A 16,318-nucleotide genomic window follows, 5' to 3' on the forward strand; every position below is an offset into this window, starting at 1 on the left:
CTCATTTTTACCCTTCGTAGCGTTTACACATGCATAATGACTCAAAAACAACACAACAACCTGCGTTACAGCGTGCACTAAAAGCACGTCATCTCACCATGATCGCCATCGGCGGCTCCATCGGAACCGGCCTGTTTGTCGCATCGGGTGCCACTATTGCTCAGGCCGGACCCGGCGGAGCACTTCTCTCCTATATGCTCATCGGTCTGATGGTCTATTTCCTGATGACCAGCTTGGGTGAACTGGCGGCATTTATGCCCGTGTCCGGGTCGTTTGCTACCTACGGCGCAAAATATGTCGAAGAGGGCTTTGGTTTCGCACTCGGCTGGAACTACTGGTACAACTGGGCGGTGACCATCGCGGTTGATCTGGTGGCGTCACAGCTGGTGATGAATTACTGGTTCCCCGACACGCCAGGCTGGATCTGGAGCGCGCTGTTCCTGGGCCTGATGTTCCTGCTCAACTACATCTCCGTCAAAGGCTTTGGTGAAGCGGAATACTGGTTCTCGCTGATCAAAGTGGCCACCGTGGTGATTTTTATCGTGGTTGGCGTGCTGATGATCACCGGCATTATGCGCGGTGCAGAACACGCGGGCTGGCATAACTGGCAGGTGGGCGAAGCGCCGTTTGCGGGCGGTTTTGCGGCGATGATCGGTGTGGCGATGATTGTGGGATTCTCCTTCCAGGGCACCGAGCTGATCGGTATCGCGGCGGGCGAATCTGAAGATCCGGCAAAAAATATCCCGCGTGCGGTGCGGCAGATCTTCTGGCGTATCCTGCTGTTTTACGTCTTCGCGATTCTGATTATCAGCCTGATCCTGCCGTACACCGATCCCAAGCTGCTGCACAATGACATCAACGATATCAGCGTCAGCCCGTTCACCCTGGTGTTCCAGAATGCCGGTCTGCTGTCAGCGGCGGCGGTGATGAATGCGGTGATCCTGACGGCCGTGCTGTCAGCGGGTAACTCCGGCATGTACGCCTCAACCCGTATGCTTTACAACCTGGCCTGTGAAGGCAAAGCGCCGCGGATTTTCGCCAGACTCTCTAAAGGCGGCGTGCCGCGTAATGCACTCTGGGCAACGACGGTGGTGGCGGGACTCTGCTTCCTGACCTCGAAATTTGGCAATCAGGAGGTTTACCTCTGGCTGCTGAATACCTCAGGCATGACCGGTTTTATCGCCTGGCTCGGTATCGCGATCAGTCACTACCGCTTCCGTCGCGGCTATGTCGCTCAGGGACATGACCTGAACGCGCTGCCTTACCGCTCCGGCTTTTTCCCGCTGGGTCCGATTTTCGCCTTTGTGCTCTGCCTGATCATCACGCTGGGTCAGAACTATCAGGCGTTTCTCAACGACACCATCGACTGGTACAGCGTAGCGGCCACCTACATCGGCCTTCCGCTGTTCCTGATCATCTGGTTCGGCTACAAGCTGACGCGCGGCAGCCGTTTCGTGAAGTACAGCGAGATGGAGTTCCCGGTTCATAAAGATTAGTTCTGTGCGCTGACTCCTGCGCACGGTGCCTGCCGCAGTTCTGGCAGGCCGCAGGAATCGTGAAGCGATGGGAGCCTGTGCCTGTAGCAAAGCATAGCGGGCCAGGGATGGTCCGCGCTGAGCCCGCCAGGGATGGCGGGTTTTGCGTCTTTGCGAAAGGCACAGGCTCCCTGAGCCATTCTCCCGCCTGCAACACCGTTTTTTACCCTTTTTTCACGCCTCGCTTCCCATCACGAATTGATAATTATTATCACCTGCACTATTGTGGCTGCGTTTTCTGACAGGATAGCCACACAGGGTTAAAACATGACTACCGAAACTTCGCTGCTGGCGGGAGAAGAGACGCGTCAGCACAGCATGCATAGCTACCACCTGGTGCTGCGTCGCCGCGTCATCTGGATCGGCGTGCTGCTGCTGGCCATTATTGCCTCGCTGGTCCTCGACTTCACGCTGGGTCCGGCCGGACTCTCGCTGGAGACGCTGTGGAATACGCTGCTCAGTCCCGACAGCGTCGACGCCGGAACCCGCGTCATCGTCTGGGACATCCGTCTGCCCTATGCCCTGATGGCGATTGTGGTAGGCCTGTCGCTCGGCCTCGCGGGCGCAGAAATGCAGACCATTCTGAATAACCCGCTGGCCAGCCCCTTTACTCTCGGTGTCTCCTCGGCGGCGGCATTTGGTGCCGCGCTGGCCATCATCCTCGGCATCGGCATCCCCGGCATTCCTGACCAGTGGTTGATCTCCGCCAACGCCTTCGTCTTTGCGCTGTTTGCCGCCCTGATGCTGGACGGCATCACCCGCTGGACCCAGGTCTCCTCGGCGGGCGTGGTGCTCTTCGGCATTGCACTGGTCTTTACCTTCAACGCGCTGGTCTCCATGATGCAGTTCATCGCCAGCGAAGATACCCTGCAGGGGCTGGTTTTCTGGACCATGGGCAGCCTGGCGCGCGCCTCCTGGGAGAAGCTGGGCGTCCTGACCGTGGCGCTGGCGATCCTGGTGCCGTTCTCCATGATGAGCAGCTGGAAGCTGACGGCGCTGCGGCTGGGTGAGGATCGGGCGGTCAGCTTTGGCATTGACGTGCGTCGTCTGCGTCTGGCGACGCTGCTGCGCATCAGTATTCTCTCGGCGCTGGCCGTGGCCTTTGTCGGCCCGATTGGCTTTATCGGCCTGGTCGCTCCCCATATTGCCCGCATGATGTTTGGCGAAGATCACCGCTTCTATCTGCCAGCCAGCGCACTGGTCGGTGCGCTGGTGCTGTCGCTGGCCTCGGTCGCGTCGAAAAACCTGCTTCCGGGCGTGATCATCCCGGTCGGCATCGTGACCTCACTGATTGGCGTGCCGTTCTTCCTGAGTATTATTCTGCGTTACCGGGGGACAGTGTGATGGAACAGGGCCTGACGTTACGCGGCTTCAGTGCCGGTTACCCAAAACATAAGGTGATTGAGAATCTCAACGTGGCGCCGCTGCCGCGTGGGGAGATCACCGTGCTGCTGGGGCCCAACGGCTGCGGCAAATCGACACTGCTGCGGGCCCTGGCCGGACTGAACAAAGGGCAGGGCGAAATGTGGCTCAACGGCGAGGATCTCATGACCCAGCCGTTTGCCCGCCGGGCGAAGAACGTGGTCTATCTGCCGCAGTCCCTGCCTGCGGGCGTGCATCTGCATGTGCTGGAGTCGATCATTGTGGCACAGCGCGCCTCCGGCGGCCTCCACAGCGCCAGCAGCGAAGCCGAAATCATGCACCTGCTGGAGCAGTTGGGCATTGCCCATCTGGCGATGCGCTATCTCGATCAGCTCTCCGGCGGACAGAAGCAGTTAGTCGGGCTGGCACAGTCGCTGATCCGTCGCCCTGAGCTGCTGCTGCTGGATGAACCGCTGAGCGCGCTGGATCTCAACTACCAGTTTCATGTGATGGATCTGGTGCGGCGCGAAACCGCCCTTCGCAACATCGTCACGGTGGTGGTGGTGCATGATATCAATATTGCGCTGCGTCATGCGCAGCATGCGCTGATGCTGAAACAGGGGGCACTGGTGGCGCAGGGGCAGCCGGATAAGGTGATTACGCCCGCGACCCTGGCGAAAGTCTATGGCGTCGATGGACGAATCGAGCACTGCTCGCGCGGCATTCCGCAGGTGATGATTGATGGCCTGACCGGTCCGGCGCTGGTCTGACACAACAGCAGGCCGTCACCGGCCCGGCATCGTGCAAAAAAGTTCAGGGCCGCAGTTGCGGCCCTGATTTTTTACGCCAGAAGATGCTGCGCGTGGAAGCGCAGGTGATCTTCCACAAAACTGGCGATAAAGAAGTAGCTATGGTCATAGCCCGGCTGAATGCGCAGCGTCAGCGGGAATCCCACCTCACTGGCCACGCTTTCCAGCCGCTCCGGTTGCAGCTGGTCGGCCAGGAACTGATCGCTGTCGCCCTGGTCGATCAGGATCGGCAGACGATGCGCCACCTCCGCCATCAGCTGACAGCTGTCATATTCCCGCCAGGCCGCCGGGTCATCGCCCAGATAGGCCTGAAACGCTTTCTGACCCCACGGCACCTGCATCGGGTTTACAATCGGTGCGAAAGCCGACGCCGAAGCAAAGCGGTTGCCCAGACGCAGCGCCAGCATCAGCGCGCCGTGTCCGCCCATAGAGTGACCCATGATCGACTGACGGTCGCTGACCTTAAAGTTATCCGCAATCACCGCAGGTAACTCGCTGCTCAGGTAGTCGAACATGCGGAAATGCGCGGCCCAGGGCTGCTGGGTGGCATTGAGATAAAATCCCGCTCCCTGACCCAGATCGTAGCCCTCATCGTTGGCCACCTGATCGCCGCGCGGGCTGGTGTCCGGCATAATCAGCACCAGACCCAGTTCCGCCGCCACCCGCTGCGCGCCCGCTTTGGTGGTGAAATTCTCGTCGTTGCAGGTCAGTCCGGCCAGAAACCAGACCACCGGTGGCGGCGCATCGCCCTGCGGTTCAGGCAGATAGATGCTGAAGGTCATCGGGCAGTTCAGCACGGCCGACGCATGACGCCAGCGCTGTTGCCAGCCACCAAAAATACGGTGTTCTTCCAGTAGCTCCAGAGTGGATGCCATAACGCCTCCTGATTACCTGTTGAAATGCACAACCGAGCGGATCGATTTTCCTTCGTGCATTAAATCAAAGGCGTCGTTGATCTCTTCCAGCGGCATGGTGTGGGTGATGAAGTCGTTCAGGGCAAATTTACCGTCGAGGTAATCCTGCACGATACCCGGCAGCTGTGAGCGGCCTTTCACGCCACCGAAGGCGGAGCCGCGCCAGACGCGCCCGGTCACCAGCTGGAACGGACGGGTAGAGATCTCTTCACCGGCACCGGCTACACCGATAATCACGGACTCGCCCCAGCCTTTGTGGCAGCACTCCAGCGCAGAACGCATGACGTTGACGTTGCCGATACATTCAAAGGAGAAATCCACGCCGCCGTCAGTCAGCTCAACAATCACCTCCTGAATCGGCTTATCGTAATCTTTCGGGTTGATCAGGTCAGTGGCACCCAGCTTGCGCGCCAGGTCGAATTTACTGGTATTGATGTCGATGGCGATGATGCGGCCGGCTTTCGCCATTTTGGCACCGATAACGGCCGACAGGCCAATGCCGCCGAGGCCGAAAATCGCCACGGTGTCGCCTTCTTTCACTTTGGCGGTGTTCATGACCGCGCCCATGCCAGTGGTGACGCCACAACCCAGCAGGCACACTTCTTCCAGCGGCGCTTCTTTACTGATTTTAGCCAGTGAGATCTCCGGAACGACGGTGTACTCCGAGAAGGTCGAGGTGCCCATATAGTGGAAAATCGGTTTGCCATCTTTAAAGAAGCGGGTGGTGCCATCCGGCATCAGACCTTTACCCTGGGTTGCACGGATCGCCTGACAGAGGTTAGTTTTACCCGACAGACAGTACTTACACTTGCCGCACTCCGGAGTGTAAAGCGGGATGACATGGTCACCCACTTCCACGCTGGTCACGCCTTCGCCTACGGCTTCCACGATGCCGCCGCCTTCATGGCCCAGGATCGCCGGGAAGACGCCTTCCGGATCGGTGCCGGAGAGGGTGTAGGCGTCGGTATGGCAGACGCCGGTCGCGACGATGCGCACCAGGACTTCGCCTTTCTGCGGTGGCATCAAATCCACTTCTTCAATTTTCAGCGGTTCGCCAGCAGCCCAGGCAACGGCGGCACGGGTTTTGATCATTTTCATGCAATCCCTCTTCCAGTCAGATTGTGACGCACGGTGGCGCCAGGTGGTCGTGAGTAATCAGAGCCAGGCTCTTAAACATAGCGCGGAACGCTTATTCCGCCGCCTGTAAGGGGTAGATCAGCTCATCATTGAGCGGCCGATCGTCAAATTTTTCGATAATCAGGTACTTCAGCGCCTCCACGTTGGGAGTAAAGGCGTCCCGTCGCCACATCAGCCAGGTGGCCGTATTGCGATAAGCAGGGGGGAGGGTGTGCGCCTGCACCCGTGAACGGTCCGGCATCTGTTTCAGCACCGAGGCCGGGATCATGGCGACGCCCGCACCGCCCGCCACGCAGGCCAGCATGGCGTGATAGGACTGAATCTCCATCACATTGTCCGGCGCGGTCTGGCTGTCGCGATACCAGCTCTCCAGCTTAACGCGGTAGGAGCAGCTGTTGCGGAAAGCAAACAGGGTATCGTCCTGCACGTCGCGGGCGGTGGTGATAGGGGCATGATCCAGCCCGGTAATCAGCACCATCTCCTCACGAAACGCGATGCAGCCGTTCAGGTCATCATGCGCCACCGGGCCATCCACCAGCGCAGCCGCCAGGGTGCCTTCACGCACCCGATCAATAATTTCGCCCGAGGTGCCGGTAATCAGCGAGAGGGCAACACCGGGAAAGCGCTGGTGATAGGCGGCCAGTAAACCGGGCAAGCGGGTGGCGGCGGTGCTCTCCATCGAGCCAAGCGCAAAGTTACCCGCCGGTTCACCGGTGCGGGTCATGCTCATCGCTTCTTCACTCAGGGCCAGAATGCGCTGCGCATAATTGAGGAAGTTATGGCCCATCGGTGACAGGCGAATGCGCTGCTTCTCACGAATAAAGAGGTCCACACCCAATTCTTCTTCCAGCTGACGCAGCCGCGTGGTGAGATTAGAGGGGACGCGATGCAGCTGTTCGGCGGCGCGTGCCAGGGAACCCGTTTCGGCGACGGAACAGAACATACGTAGTTGTACTAAATCCATATCTTCTCTTCCTGTAAACAAGTTGGTCATGATTATTCACTTTTCGTGAGTGTAAACATCCTGCAAGCTGTTAGCAAGTCAGAAAAGATCCTAGCCCGAAACCACAGGAGTTCAGCCATGGCGTTACGCGTCGCGCTCAGCGCGTTTTTAACTTTGTTTGTCGCGATGGGTATTGGCCGGTTTGCCTTTACGCCGCAGGTGCCACTGATGATTCAGGCGCACCAGCTGACCCTCACCAGCGCCAGCCTGGTGGCCGCACTCAACTATCTTGGCTATCTCTGTGGCTCGTTCGATGCCATGCGGGCGCACAAGCGGGTGGAGCTGCGCCTGACGGCGGGCATATGGGGCGCGGTGATCCTGACGCTGCTCTCGGCCTGGGCCAGCGGGCCGTGGCTGCACGGGGCCATTCGTTTCCTGATCGGCTGGGCCAGTGGCTGGGCGATGGTGCTGGTGGCCGCCTGGAGTAATGAACAGCTGCATCGTCATGGCCGGGCGGGGCTGTCGGCGGCCGTGTTTGCCGGGCCAGGCTGCGGCATCTTTGTCAGCGGCCTGCTGGGGGTGGCGCTGCACACGCTGCAGGTCTCTGCGGGGCTGGCCTGGGCCGCCTATGGCGCACTGGCGCTGCTGCTGGTGGCGCTGATTGCCCGTAATCTGCCCCGGCGTGGCGAGCTGCATCGCCCCGATCAGGCCCCGGAGCCGCTGGTGCTGGACCGCAACCTTAAACGACTGGTGCTGAGCTACAGTCTGGCGGGCTTTGGCTATATCCTGCCTGCGACCTTCCTGTCGCAGATGGCTGCCGCGCGTTTTCCGGATGGCGCATTCGCCCAGTTTGTCTGGCCGATTTTTGGTGGCGCAGCGATGGTGGGGATCCTGCTGGGCATCCTCACGCGCCACCGGGGGCGCAGCCACGTCCGTCTGGCGCTGGTGCTCTGGGCGCAGGCGCTGGGGGTCTTTGCGGCGGCGCTGCTGCCGGGCTTCAGCGGCCTGCTGGTGGGCGCCTTGCTGGTCGGCGGCGGCTTCCTCAGCGTGGTGCAGCTGTCGCTGCTCTGCGCGCGTGAGCTGGCCCCCAATCATCTGCGCTATATGGCTGGCCTGCTGACCACCGGCTATGCCGTGGGACAACTGGTGGGCCCGCTGCTCTCGTTTCTCTCCACCGCCTTTTTACACCGGCTGGAACCCGCCCTGTGGGTGGCCGGCGCGAGCCTCATCTGGGCGGGCCTGCTGGTCTGGCGGCGGAGCCGATAAACGCTTTCTTCACCAATCTGATTGATTGCTGGATTCCCCGCAAAGAAAGTTTCACAATACGCGCCTGATTACAGGGCCCGCCGCAACAGCCGACGGGCGCAACACCCAGCCGGAGAAGAGTACGATGAGCACCCTAAGTCAGGAAGCTGCCCTGGTTCATGAAGCGCTGCTGGCGCGTGGCCTGGAAACGCCATTACGCGCACCGACACGCGACATTGATGACAACACGCGCAAGAGCCTGATTGCCGGGCACATGACCGAAATCATGCAGCTGCTGAATCTGGATCTTGAAGATGACAGCCTGATGGAAACCCCGCATCGCATCGCGAAGATGTATGTGGATGAGGTCTTTTCCGGTCTCGATTACGCCAACTTCCCGAAAATCACCGTCATTGAAAACAAGATGAAGGTGGATGAGATGGTGACCGTGCGTGACATCACCCTGACCAGCACCTGTGAACACCACTTTGTGATTATCGATGGTAAAGCGACCGTCGCCTATATTCCCAAAGATAAGGTGATTGGCCTGTCGAAAATCAACCGCATCGTGCAGTTCTTTGCACAGCGCCCGCAGGTGCAGGAGCGTCTGACACAGCAGGTACTGGTTGCCCTGCAGACCCTGCTCGGCACCAACAACGTGGCCGTTTCCATTGATGCGGTGCATTACTGCGTGAAAGCGCGCGGCGTGAAGGATGCCACCAGCGCGACCACCACCACCTCACTGGGCGGCCTGTTCAAGTCCAGTCAGAATACCCGCCAGGAATTTTTGCGCGCGGTACGTCATAGTTGAGTTAACGGCGGGCGCATAATGCTGCCCGCCTCAATGGGGCAGGGTGCCGCATGCAACGCTATCACGCGCTGGATTTTATTCGAGGCTGTGCCATTCTCGGCATTCTGCTGCTCAATATCGTCGGCTTTGGTCTGCCCTCTGCGGCCTACCTGAATCCGGCCTGGCAGGGGAGTGTCACCCTCGCTGACGCCTGGACATGGGCCCTCTCCGATACCTTTGCCCAGCTCAAATTCCTGACGCTGTTTGCGCTGCTGTTTGGTGCCGGTCTGCAGATGCAACTGCCGCGCGGCAGTCGCTGGCTGACTGCCCGGCTGTCACTGCTGGTGCTGATCGGTTTTCTGCACGGGGTGTTTCTCTGGGAGGGGGACATCCTGCTCGATTACGGCATCATCGGGCTGGTGGTGTGGCGGGTCGTACGCGATGTTCCTTCCACCCGCAGCCTGATGAATACCGGTATTCTGCTTTACCTGGTGGGTTGCGGTGTGCTGCTGGTATTCGGGTCGATCTCCGATCCTGAGCCGACCCGCTCCTGGCTGCCCGGCGCGGCCGATCTGCAATATGAGCGCTACTGGAAACTGGCCGGCGGCTGGGAAGCGATTCAGAACCGGCTTGATCACCTCTCATCGGGGCTGATGGCGCTGGCGGCGCAGTATGGCTGGCAGCTGGCGGGCCTGATGATGATCGGTGGCGCGCTGCTGCGCTGTGGCTGGCTGACGGGCCAGTTTCCCCTGCGGCACTACCGTCAGGCCGCCGTCGTGCTGCTGACGGCAGGATTCTCGATAGCAGTGGCCGGTGTCGCTGCGCAGTGGCTGTTACACTGGGAGTTCCGCTGGAGCGGCTTTTATCTGCAGACCCCGCGCGACCTCGCCAGCCCGCTGATCAGCCTGGGCTATGCGGCGCTCTGTCTGGCCTGGTGGCCGCAGATTTCACGCTGGCGGTTCAGTTATGCCATTCAGTGTGTCGGGCGCATGGCGCTGACCAACTACCTGATGCAGTCGCTGATCTGCACCACGCTGTTCTACCGCTTTGGCTTCTATATGCACTTTACCCGGCTGGAGCTGGTGCTGATGGTGCCTGCGGTCTGGCTTATCAATATCCTCTTTTCACTCATCTGGTTACATTTCTTCGCTCAGGGCCCGCTGGAGTGGCTGTGGCGGCGGCTTACCCAGCTCTCAGCCGGAAAACCACGCCTGTCCGACCACGCCAGATAATGACCGCCATCACAAAGGTTACAGAATTGTATGTAACCGCTTTCATTGATGTGACGCAATTCACGCTGCATATCGTCCGCCCCTGACAAAATAGCGCCGGTGTTCAACCCGGCGTGATGCCCTCTTTTTCCTTTCTGGAACTGCTGCATGATAACAATTCGTGATGTTGCCCGTCAGGCTGGCGTCTCAGTGGCGACCGTATCGCGCGTCCTCAATCAGAGCAGCGCCGTCACCTCTGATACCCGCGACGCTGTGTTACAGGCGGTTGAGGCGCTGGGGTATCGTCCTAATGCCAACGCGCAGGCGCTGGCGACTCAGGTCAGCGACACCATCGGGGTGGTGGTGATGGATGTTTCCGATCCCTTTTTTGGCGCACTGGTTAAAGCGGTGGATACCGTGGCGCAGCGCGTCCATAAGCATGTCCTCATCAGCAACTCCTGGCATCAGGAAGAGAAAGAGCGTCATGCCATTGAAGTGCTGATCCGCCAGCGTTGCAGCGCCCTGGTGGTGCACGCGAAAACGCTTTCAGACGCGGAGCTGGCAGACTTTATGCAGCATGTGCCGGGCATGGTTGTCATCAACCGCGTCATACCGGGATTTGAGCAGCGCAGCGTCAGTCTGGATAACGTCGCCGGTGCGCTGATGGCCTCCCGGACCCTGATACAACAGGGGCATAGCCGCATCGGCTATCTCTGTTCCAGTCATCCTATCGAAGATGTCGCCCAGCGCCGCGAAGGGTGGATGCAGGCGATGGCAGAGCAGGGCATCCGGCCGCATGAGAGCTGGATTGCCAGCGCAGAGCCCGACATGCAGGGCGGCGAAGCGGCGATGGTGGAGCTGCTGGGGCGCAATCTCAATCTCAGCGCGGTGTTTGCTTACAACGACGGCATGGCAGCGGGCGCACTCACGGCGTTGAAAGACAACGGCATTCAGGTGCCACAGCATTTTTCTGTCATTGGCTTTGATGACATCCCTATCTCGCGTTACACCGATCCCCAGCTTACCACTGTGCGTTATCCTATTGTTTCTATGGCAAAAATTGCGACAGAGCTGGCGCTGCAGGGGGCGGCAGGCCTGCTGGATGACACCGCCACGCACATCTTTATGCCGACGCTGGTGCGGCGTCATTCAGTCGCGCAGCGGCAAAATGTGGAGTCCGTCACTAATTCAGGCGATTCAGCCATGTAACCGCTTTCAATCTGTGATTACATTCACAGTTAATTAACATTGCTCTCACTATGATGGCAGCGTCTTACCGGACTGAAACATTATGTAACGCCAGTGTAACGGCATCAGTTGTGGTCTCAGTAGCCGGTTAACGGGTTCATCCCCTCTTCACGGACGTGTTCAGGCACAGGGAAGTCAGGTTTTAGACGGCGTCAGCGGTAAGCGGCAAATTGCGCAGACTGCCCCGCCGATCTGTTTTACCGATTGCTTTCGCGCCACGTCGCGCGGCAGCGCTAAAAAGACCCTGCATAATAAAACCGGAGATACCATGAATAAGAAGGTTTTCACGCTTACCGCACTGGTTGCCAGCATGATGTTTGGTGCAACCGCTCACGCAGCTGACACCCGTATCGGCGTGACCATTTACAAATATGATGACAACTTCATGTCAATGGTGCGCAAAGACATTGAGAAAGAAGCGAAAACCCTTGGCGGCATTCAGCTGCTGATGAATGACTCGCAGAACGACCAGTCCAAACAGAACGACCAGGTTGACGTACTGATGGCAAAAGGCGTGAAAGCGCTGGCCATTAACCTGGTTGACCCGGCTGCCGCGGCCGTGGTGGTCGACAAAGCGCGCGCGAATGACGTGCCGGTGGTCTTCTTCAACAAAGAGCCTAACGCGAAAGTACTGGCCGGTTATGACAAAGCCTACTATGTCGGGACCGACTCTAAAGAGTCCGGCATCATTCAGGGTCAGCTGATTGAGAAACACTGGAAAGCGACCCCGGCCTGGGATCTGAACAAAGATGGCACCATTCAGTTTGTGCTGCTGAAAGGTGAGCCAGGCCATCCTGATGCGGAAGCCCGTACCAAATATGTGATCGATACGCTGAACAAAGATGGTCTGAAAACCCAGCAGTTAGCGATGGATACGGCGATGTGGGATACCGCACAGGCTAAAGATAAGATGGATGCGTGGCTGTCAGGCCCGAACGCGAAGAAAATCGAAGTGGTGATTGCCAATAACGATGCGATGGCGATGGGTGCCGTTGAAGCGCTGAAAGCGCACAACATGACCTCTATCCCGGTCTTCGGCGTCGATGCCCTGCCGGAAGCGATGGCGCTGGTGAAATCGGGTGCGCTGGCCGGTACCGTGCTGAACGATGCGGAAAACCAGGCGAAAGCCACGCTGGATATAGCCAACAACCTGGCTAACGGCAAAGCCGCGACCGAAGGTACGAACTTCAAGATGGTGGATAAGATCGTCCGCGTACCTTACGTTCCGGTTGATAAAGAGAATCTGGCTCAGTTCCAGAAGTAAGTTCGATTCCGGGCGCGACCCCTGTCGCGCCTTTTTTATGTCACCACCGTTTTTTAGCCAGGTAAAATATGGCCAGTGATAATACGACCGCGCAGCGAGAATATCTGCTGGAAATGAAGGATGTCTCAAAATCATTTCCCGGCGTTAAAGCGTTAGATAATGTGAATTTAAAAGTGCGGCCTCACTCTGTTCATGCGTTAATGGGCGAGAACGGTGCCGGTAAATCCACCTTATTAAAATGCCTGTTTGGTATTTATAAAAAAGATTCCGGCAGTATCCTGTTTCAGGGTAAAGAGATCGACTATAAAAGCTCCAAAGAGGCGCTGGAAAATGGCGTGTCGATGGTGCATCAGGAATTAAACCTGGTCCTGCAGCGCACCGTGATGGACAACATGTGGCTGGGGCGTTATCCGCGCAAAGGCTTCTTTGTCGATCAGGATAAGATGTATCAGGATACCAAAGCCATTTTTGACGAGCTGGATATCGATATCGATCCGCGCGACAAAGTGGCGAATTTGTCTGTGTCGCAGATGCAGATGATTGAAATTGCCAAAGCGTTCTCTTATGACGCAAAAATTGTGATTATGGATGAGCCGACCTCCTCGTTAACGGAGAAAGAGGTTAATCACCTGTTCACGATTATTCGTAAACTGAAAGATCGTGGCTGCGGCATCGTCTATATCTCTCATAAAATGGAAGAGATTTTCCAGCTGTGTGATGAGATTACGATTCTGCGTGACGGACAGTGGATTGCGACTCAGCCGCTGGAAGGGCTGGATATGGATAAGATCATCGCGATGATGGTCGGCCGTTCACTGAACCAGCGTTTCCCTGACCGTACTAACGTGCCGGGGGAAACCATTCTTGAGGTGCGGAATCTGACCTCTCTGCGTCAGCCTTCGATTCGTGACATCTCATTTGATCTGCGTAAAGGGGAGATCCTCGGCATCGCCGGGCTGGTGGGCGCCAAACGTACCGATATCGTCGAAACGCTGTTTGGCATTCGCGAAAAATCGGGCGGCACCATCAAACTTCATGGTAAACCGATTAATAACCACAGTGCGAATGAAGCGATTAATCACGGTTTCGCACTGGTGACGGAAGAGCGTCGCTCAACCGGTATTTATGCTTATCTGGATATCGGATTTAACTCCCTTATCTCGAATATTAAAAAATATAAAAGCAGTATGGGGCTGCTGGATAATAAACGCATGAAAAGTGACACCCAGTGGGTGATCGATTCCATGCGGGTAAAAACGCCGGGCCACCATACGCAGATTGGTTCGCTTTCGGGCGGTAATCAGCAAAAGGTGATTATTGGCCGCTGGTTATTGACCCAGCCTGAAATCCTGATGCTTGATGAACCAACACGCGGTATTGATGTTGGTGCAAAATTCGAAATTTACCAGCTGATTGCTGAGCTGGCGAAAAGAGAGAAGGGCATCATTATTATCTCATCCGAAATGCCGGAGCTGTTAGGCATTACCGATCGTATTCTGGTAATGAGTAATGGTCTGGTAGCAGGCATAGTTGATACCAAAACGACCACGCAGAACGAAATATTGCGTTTAGCGTCATTACACCTTTAATGAAGCAAGGGCTGTTAACATGAAAGCGACTACAAAAAAGAATGCGCTAACCTGGTTAAAAGAGGGCGGCATTTATGTCGTGCTGCTGGTATTGCTGGCTATTATTATTTTCCAGGACCCGACATTTTTAAGTTTAATGAACCTGAGTAATATCCTGACCCAGTCTTCAGTGCGCATTATTATTGCACTGGGCGTGGCGGGCCTGATTGTGACCCAGGGGACTGACCTGTCAGCCGGACGTCAGGTTGGGCTGGCGGCGGTTGTGGCAGCGACGCTGCTGCAGTCGATGGACAACGCGAACAAAGTGTTCCCGACGCTGGATACGGTGCCAATTCCGCTGGTTATCCTGACCGTGTGTGTGATCGGGGGAGTGATTGGTCTGGTGAACGGTGTGATCATTGCCTATCTGAAGGTGACGCCTTTTATCACCACGCTGGGCACCATGATTATCGTTTACGGTATTAACTCACTCTATTACGACTATGTGGGTGCGTCACCGATTGCCGGTTTTGATGCAGGCTTCTCGAAATTCGCTCAGGGCTTTTTGCGGTTTGGTGATTTTAAACTGTCGTTCATCACCTTCTACGCGGTGATTGCGATTGTGTTCGTCTGGGTGCTGTGGAACAAAACCCGTTTCGGCAAAAACATTTTCGCTATCGGTGGTAACCCGGAAGCGGCGAAAGTGTCAGGTGTGAACGTGCCGCTGAACCTGATCCTGATTTATGCGCTGTCTGGTGTGTTCTACGCCTTTGGCGGGATGCTGGAAGCGGGTCGTATCGGTTCGGCGACTAACAACCTTGGCTTTATGTATGAGCTGGATGCGATTGCAGCCTGTGTGGTCGGCGGCGTCTCGTTCGCCGGTGGTGTGGGTAGCGTGGCGGGTGTGGTAACCGGTGTGTTGATCTTCACCGTTATCAACTACGGTCTGACCTATATCGGCGTTAACCCTTACTGGCAGTACATTATTAAAGGCGGCATCATCATCTTCGCCGTGGCGCTGGATTCACTGAAGTATTCGCGTAAGAAGTAACGTTCTCTGCTGCGAAAAAAGCGACCTTCGGGTCGCTTTTTTTATGGGGTCGTTGCTGTGAGATCGAATCTGCGAAGGGAACAGGGTCAGATCGGAAAGTCGCAAAGGCCGTCATCCATGACACGCTCGGCCCGCGCCGTCCCTGGCGCGGGACGCTTTCCTCTTCTGACCCTGTTCCCTGCGCTTCAGGCTTATTTATTGCTGTTAGATTCGCCTAAGCCTCAGGGAATTCAAACAGACGACTCACCCACTTAAAACGATGGGAGCGTATGCCTGTAGCAAAGCATAGCGGGCCATGGATGGCCCGCGCTGAGCCTGCCAGGGATGGCATCTTTTGCGTCTTTGCGAAAGGCGTATGCTCCCTGAGTCTTGTACCTTGCTGCCAGACTGCAGCTCAGCGCATATAACAGAGTTTCATTCAACCGCTGAACGTCAGCTACTTCCGTAACTTCTGTTCCAGCTCCAGCAGCTGTTCCGGCGTTACAGCAGGATAACTCTGCGCATCATCCGGAACGGTTCGCACGGCGGGAATCGGCACCAGCGGGCCAAGGAAACGGGGTTCTCGCTTGAGCAGGAAGAGGTCCACCAGCGCACCCAGCCGGGCCCCCACTTCACGGAAGCGCACGCTAAGCATGTTCTTCGGCGAGGGCACGGCATAACACTGCGCCTGAATGCCCAGCTGCAGGGCGATGAAGAGTGCGCGCTCACAATGAAAGCGCTGCGTGATGATAATGAAGTCGTTGGTATCAAAGACTTTACGGGTACGTACGATCGAATCCAGCGTGCGGAATCCGGCGTAGTCGAGCACGATATCGGCCGGATCGACGCCCGCTTTGATTAAATCACGGCGCATTGTCATCGGCTCGTTGTAACTCTGCAGCGCATTATCCCCGCTCAGCAGCAGATAATTGACTTTACCGCTGTTGTAGGCGTTCAGCGCACCCTGCATCCGATAGAGGTAATACTGATTGATCACGCCGGTGCGGTAATATTTTGCCGTTCCCAGTACCACGCCCACCTGACGATGCGGCAGAGAAGAGACGTTTTCGTAGATGAAAGGCGCCGTTTTCCAGCTGATCCAGCGATCGAGGCCGAGCGCAGTTGCCACCATCACTAAGATGATGAAAAGCAGACCAATGAAAACGCGTTTCAGCATGCGCCTGGAGACTCGGTATCAGAATGTTGAGATGGCACAAGGCTACTTGAGGCGTCGCAGCGAAGCAAGTTACTGCCGGCTGGCT

At 57.2% G+C, this 16,318-nt stretch carries 14 protein-coding genes; 10 read left to right on the forward strand and 4 right to left on the reverse strand.

Translation table 11 applies throughout. From position 1 onward, the window contains the following. The first annotated feature begins 29 nt into the window (after nt 1–29). The 3 genes from OXR04_RS00745 (at nt 30) to OXR04_RS00755 (ending at nt 3,667) form a co-directional block, all read left to right on the forward strand. Nucleotides 30–1,496, forward strand: coding sequence for an amino acid permease (locus OXR04_RS00745; protein ID WP_154927620.1), 1,467 nt, complete (start codon nt 30–32; stop codon nt 1,494–1,496). Between the two features lie 306 nt (nt 1,497–1,802). Beyond that, a complete protein-coding gene (locus OXR04_RS00750; protein ID WP_267371692.1) occupies nt 1,803–2,879 on the forward strand; it encodes an iron ABC transporter permease in 1,077 nt (358 codons plus the stop codon). Beyond that, nucleotides 2,879–3,667 (forward strand): ABC transporter ATP-binding protein, encoded by a 789-nt coding sequence (locus OXR04_RS00755; RefSeq protein ID WP_046102230.1) that lies wholly within the window; start codon nt 2,879–2,881, stop codon nt 3,665–3,667. The genes OXR04_RS00750 and OXR04_RS00755 overlap by 1 nt, the downstream gene beginning before the upstream one ends. Before the next feature lie 71 nt (nt 3,668–3,738). Here OXR04_RS00755 and fghA read toward each other — a convergent pair whose 3' ends face one another. From fghA to OXR04_RS00770, 3 genes are all read right to left on the reverse strand, one after another. Then, the gene (gene fghA / locus OXR04_RS00760; protein ID WP_265138855.1) at nt 3,739–4,581 is read right to left on the reverse strand and encodes an S-formylglutathione hydrolase; all 843 of its coding nucleotides are present in this window, start codon (nt 4,579–4,581) and stop codon (nt 3,739–3,741) included. A gap of 12 nt (nt 4,582–4,593) precedes the next feature. Further along, nucleotides 4,594–5,718, reverse strand: coding sequence for an S-(hydroxymethyl)glutathione dehydrogenase/class III alcohol dehydrogenase (locus OXR04_RS00765; protein ID WP_009089162.1), 1,125 nt, complete (start codon nt 5,716–5,718; stop codon nt 4,594–4,596). A 91-nt stretch (nt 5,719–5,809) separates the two neighbouring features. Beyond that, nucleotides 5,810–6,721 (reverse strand): LysR family transcriptional regulator, encoded by a 912-nt coding sequence (locus tag OXR04_RS00770; RefSeq protein ID WP_046102228.1) that lies wholly within the window; start codon nt 6,719–6,721, stop codon nt 5,810–5,812. 117 nt (nt 6,722–6,838) lie between these two features. Between OXR04_RS00770 and OXR04_RS00775 the strand changes: the two genes are divergently transcribed. The 7 genes from OXR04_RS00775 (at nt 6,839) to mglC (ending at nt 15,077) form a co-directional block, all read left to right on the forward strand. Continuing rightward, nucleotides 6,839–7,966, forward strand: coding sequence for a YbfB/YjiJ family MFS transporter (locus OXR04_RS00775; RefSeq protein WP_267371686.1), 1,128 nt, complete (start codon nt 6,839–6,841; stop codon nt 7,964–7,966). Nucleotides 7,967–8,090: 124 nt separating this feature from the next. Beyond that, nucleotides 8,091–8,756 (forward strand): GTP cyclohydrolase I FolE, encoded by a 666-nt coding sequence (folE, locus tag OXR04_RS00780; RefSeq protein ID WP_009089168.1) that lies wholly within the window; start codon nt 8,091–8,093, stop codon nt 8,754–8,756. Nucleotides 8,757–8,806: 50 nt separating this feature from the next. Continuing rightward, on the forward strand, nt 8,807–9,967 hold the full coding sequence (yeiB, locus tag OXR04_RS00785; protein WP_267371682.1) for a DUF418 domain-containing protein YeiB: 1,161 nt from the start codon (nt 8,807–8,809) through the stop codon (nt 9,965–9,967). Between the two features lie 147 nt (nt 9,968–10,114). After that, nucleotides 10,115–11,155 (forward strand): HTH-type transcriptional regulator GalS, encoded by a 1,041-nt coding sequence (galS, locus tag OXR04_RS00790; RefSeq protein WP_009089173.1) that lies wholly within the window; start codon nt 10,115–10,117, stop codon nt 11,153–11,155. Between the two features lie 307 nt (nt 11,156–11,462). Then, nucleotides 11,463–12,458, forward strand: a complete 996-nt coding sequence (mglB, locus tag OXR04_RS00795; RefSeq protein ID WP_009089175.1) for a galactose/glucose ABC transporter substrate-binding protein MglB — start codon at nt 11,463–11,465, stop codon at nt 12,456–12,458. Nucleotides 12,459–12,526: 68 nt separating this feature from the next. Then, on the forward strand, nt 12,527–14,047 hold the full coding sequence (gene mglA, locus OXR04_RS00800; RefSeq protein WP_046102225.1) for a galactose/methyl galactoside ABC transporter ATP-binding protein MglA: 1,521 nt from the start codon (nt 12,527–12,529) through the stop codon (nt 14,045–14,047). 19 nt (nt 14,048–14,066) lie between these two features. Beyond that, complete coding sequence (gene mglC, locus OXR04_RS00805; RefSeq protein ID WP_009089178.1) at nt 14,067–15,077, forward strand: galactose/methyl galactoside ABC transporter permease MglC; 1,011 nt, start codon at nt 14,067–14,069, stop codon at nt 15,075–15,077. Nucleotides 15,078–15,513: 436 nt separating this feature from the next. On the opposite strand, the gene sanA is transcribed toward mglC, so the two are convergent. Beyond that, on the reverse strand, nt 15,514–16,233 hold the full coding sequence (gene sanA, locus OXR04_RS00810) for an outer membrane permeability protein SanA (RefSeq protein ID WP_267371675.1): 720 nt from the start codon (nt 16,231–16,233) through the stop codon (nt 15,514–15,516). Between the last annotated feature and the right edge of the window lie 85 nt (nt 16,234–16,318).

Source organism: Pantoea sp. GM_Pan_3, assembly GCF_026541045.1.
Taxonomy (GTDB): Bacteria; Pseudomonadota; Gammaproteobacteria; order Enterobacterales; family Enterobacteriaceae; genus Pantoea; species Pantoea anthophila.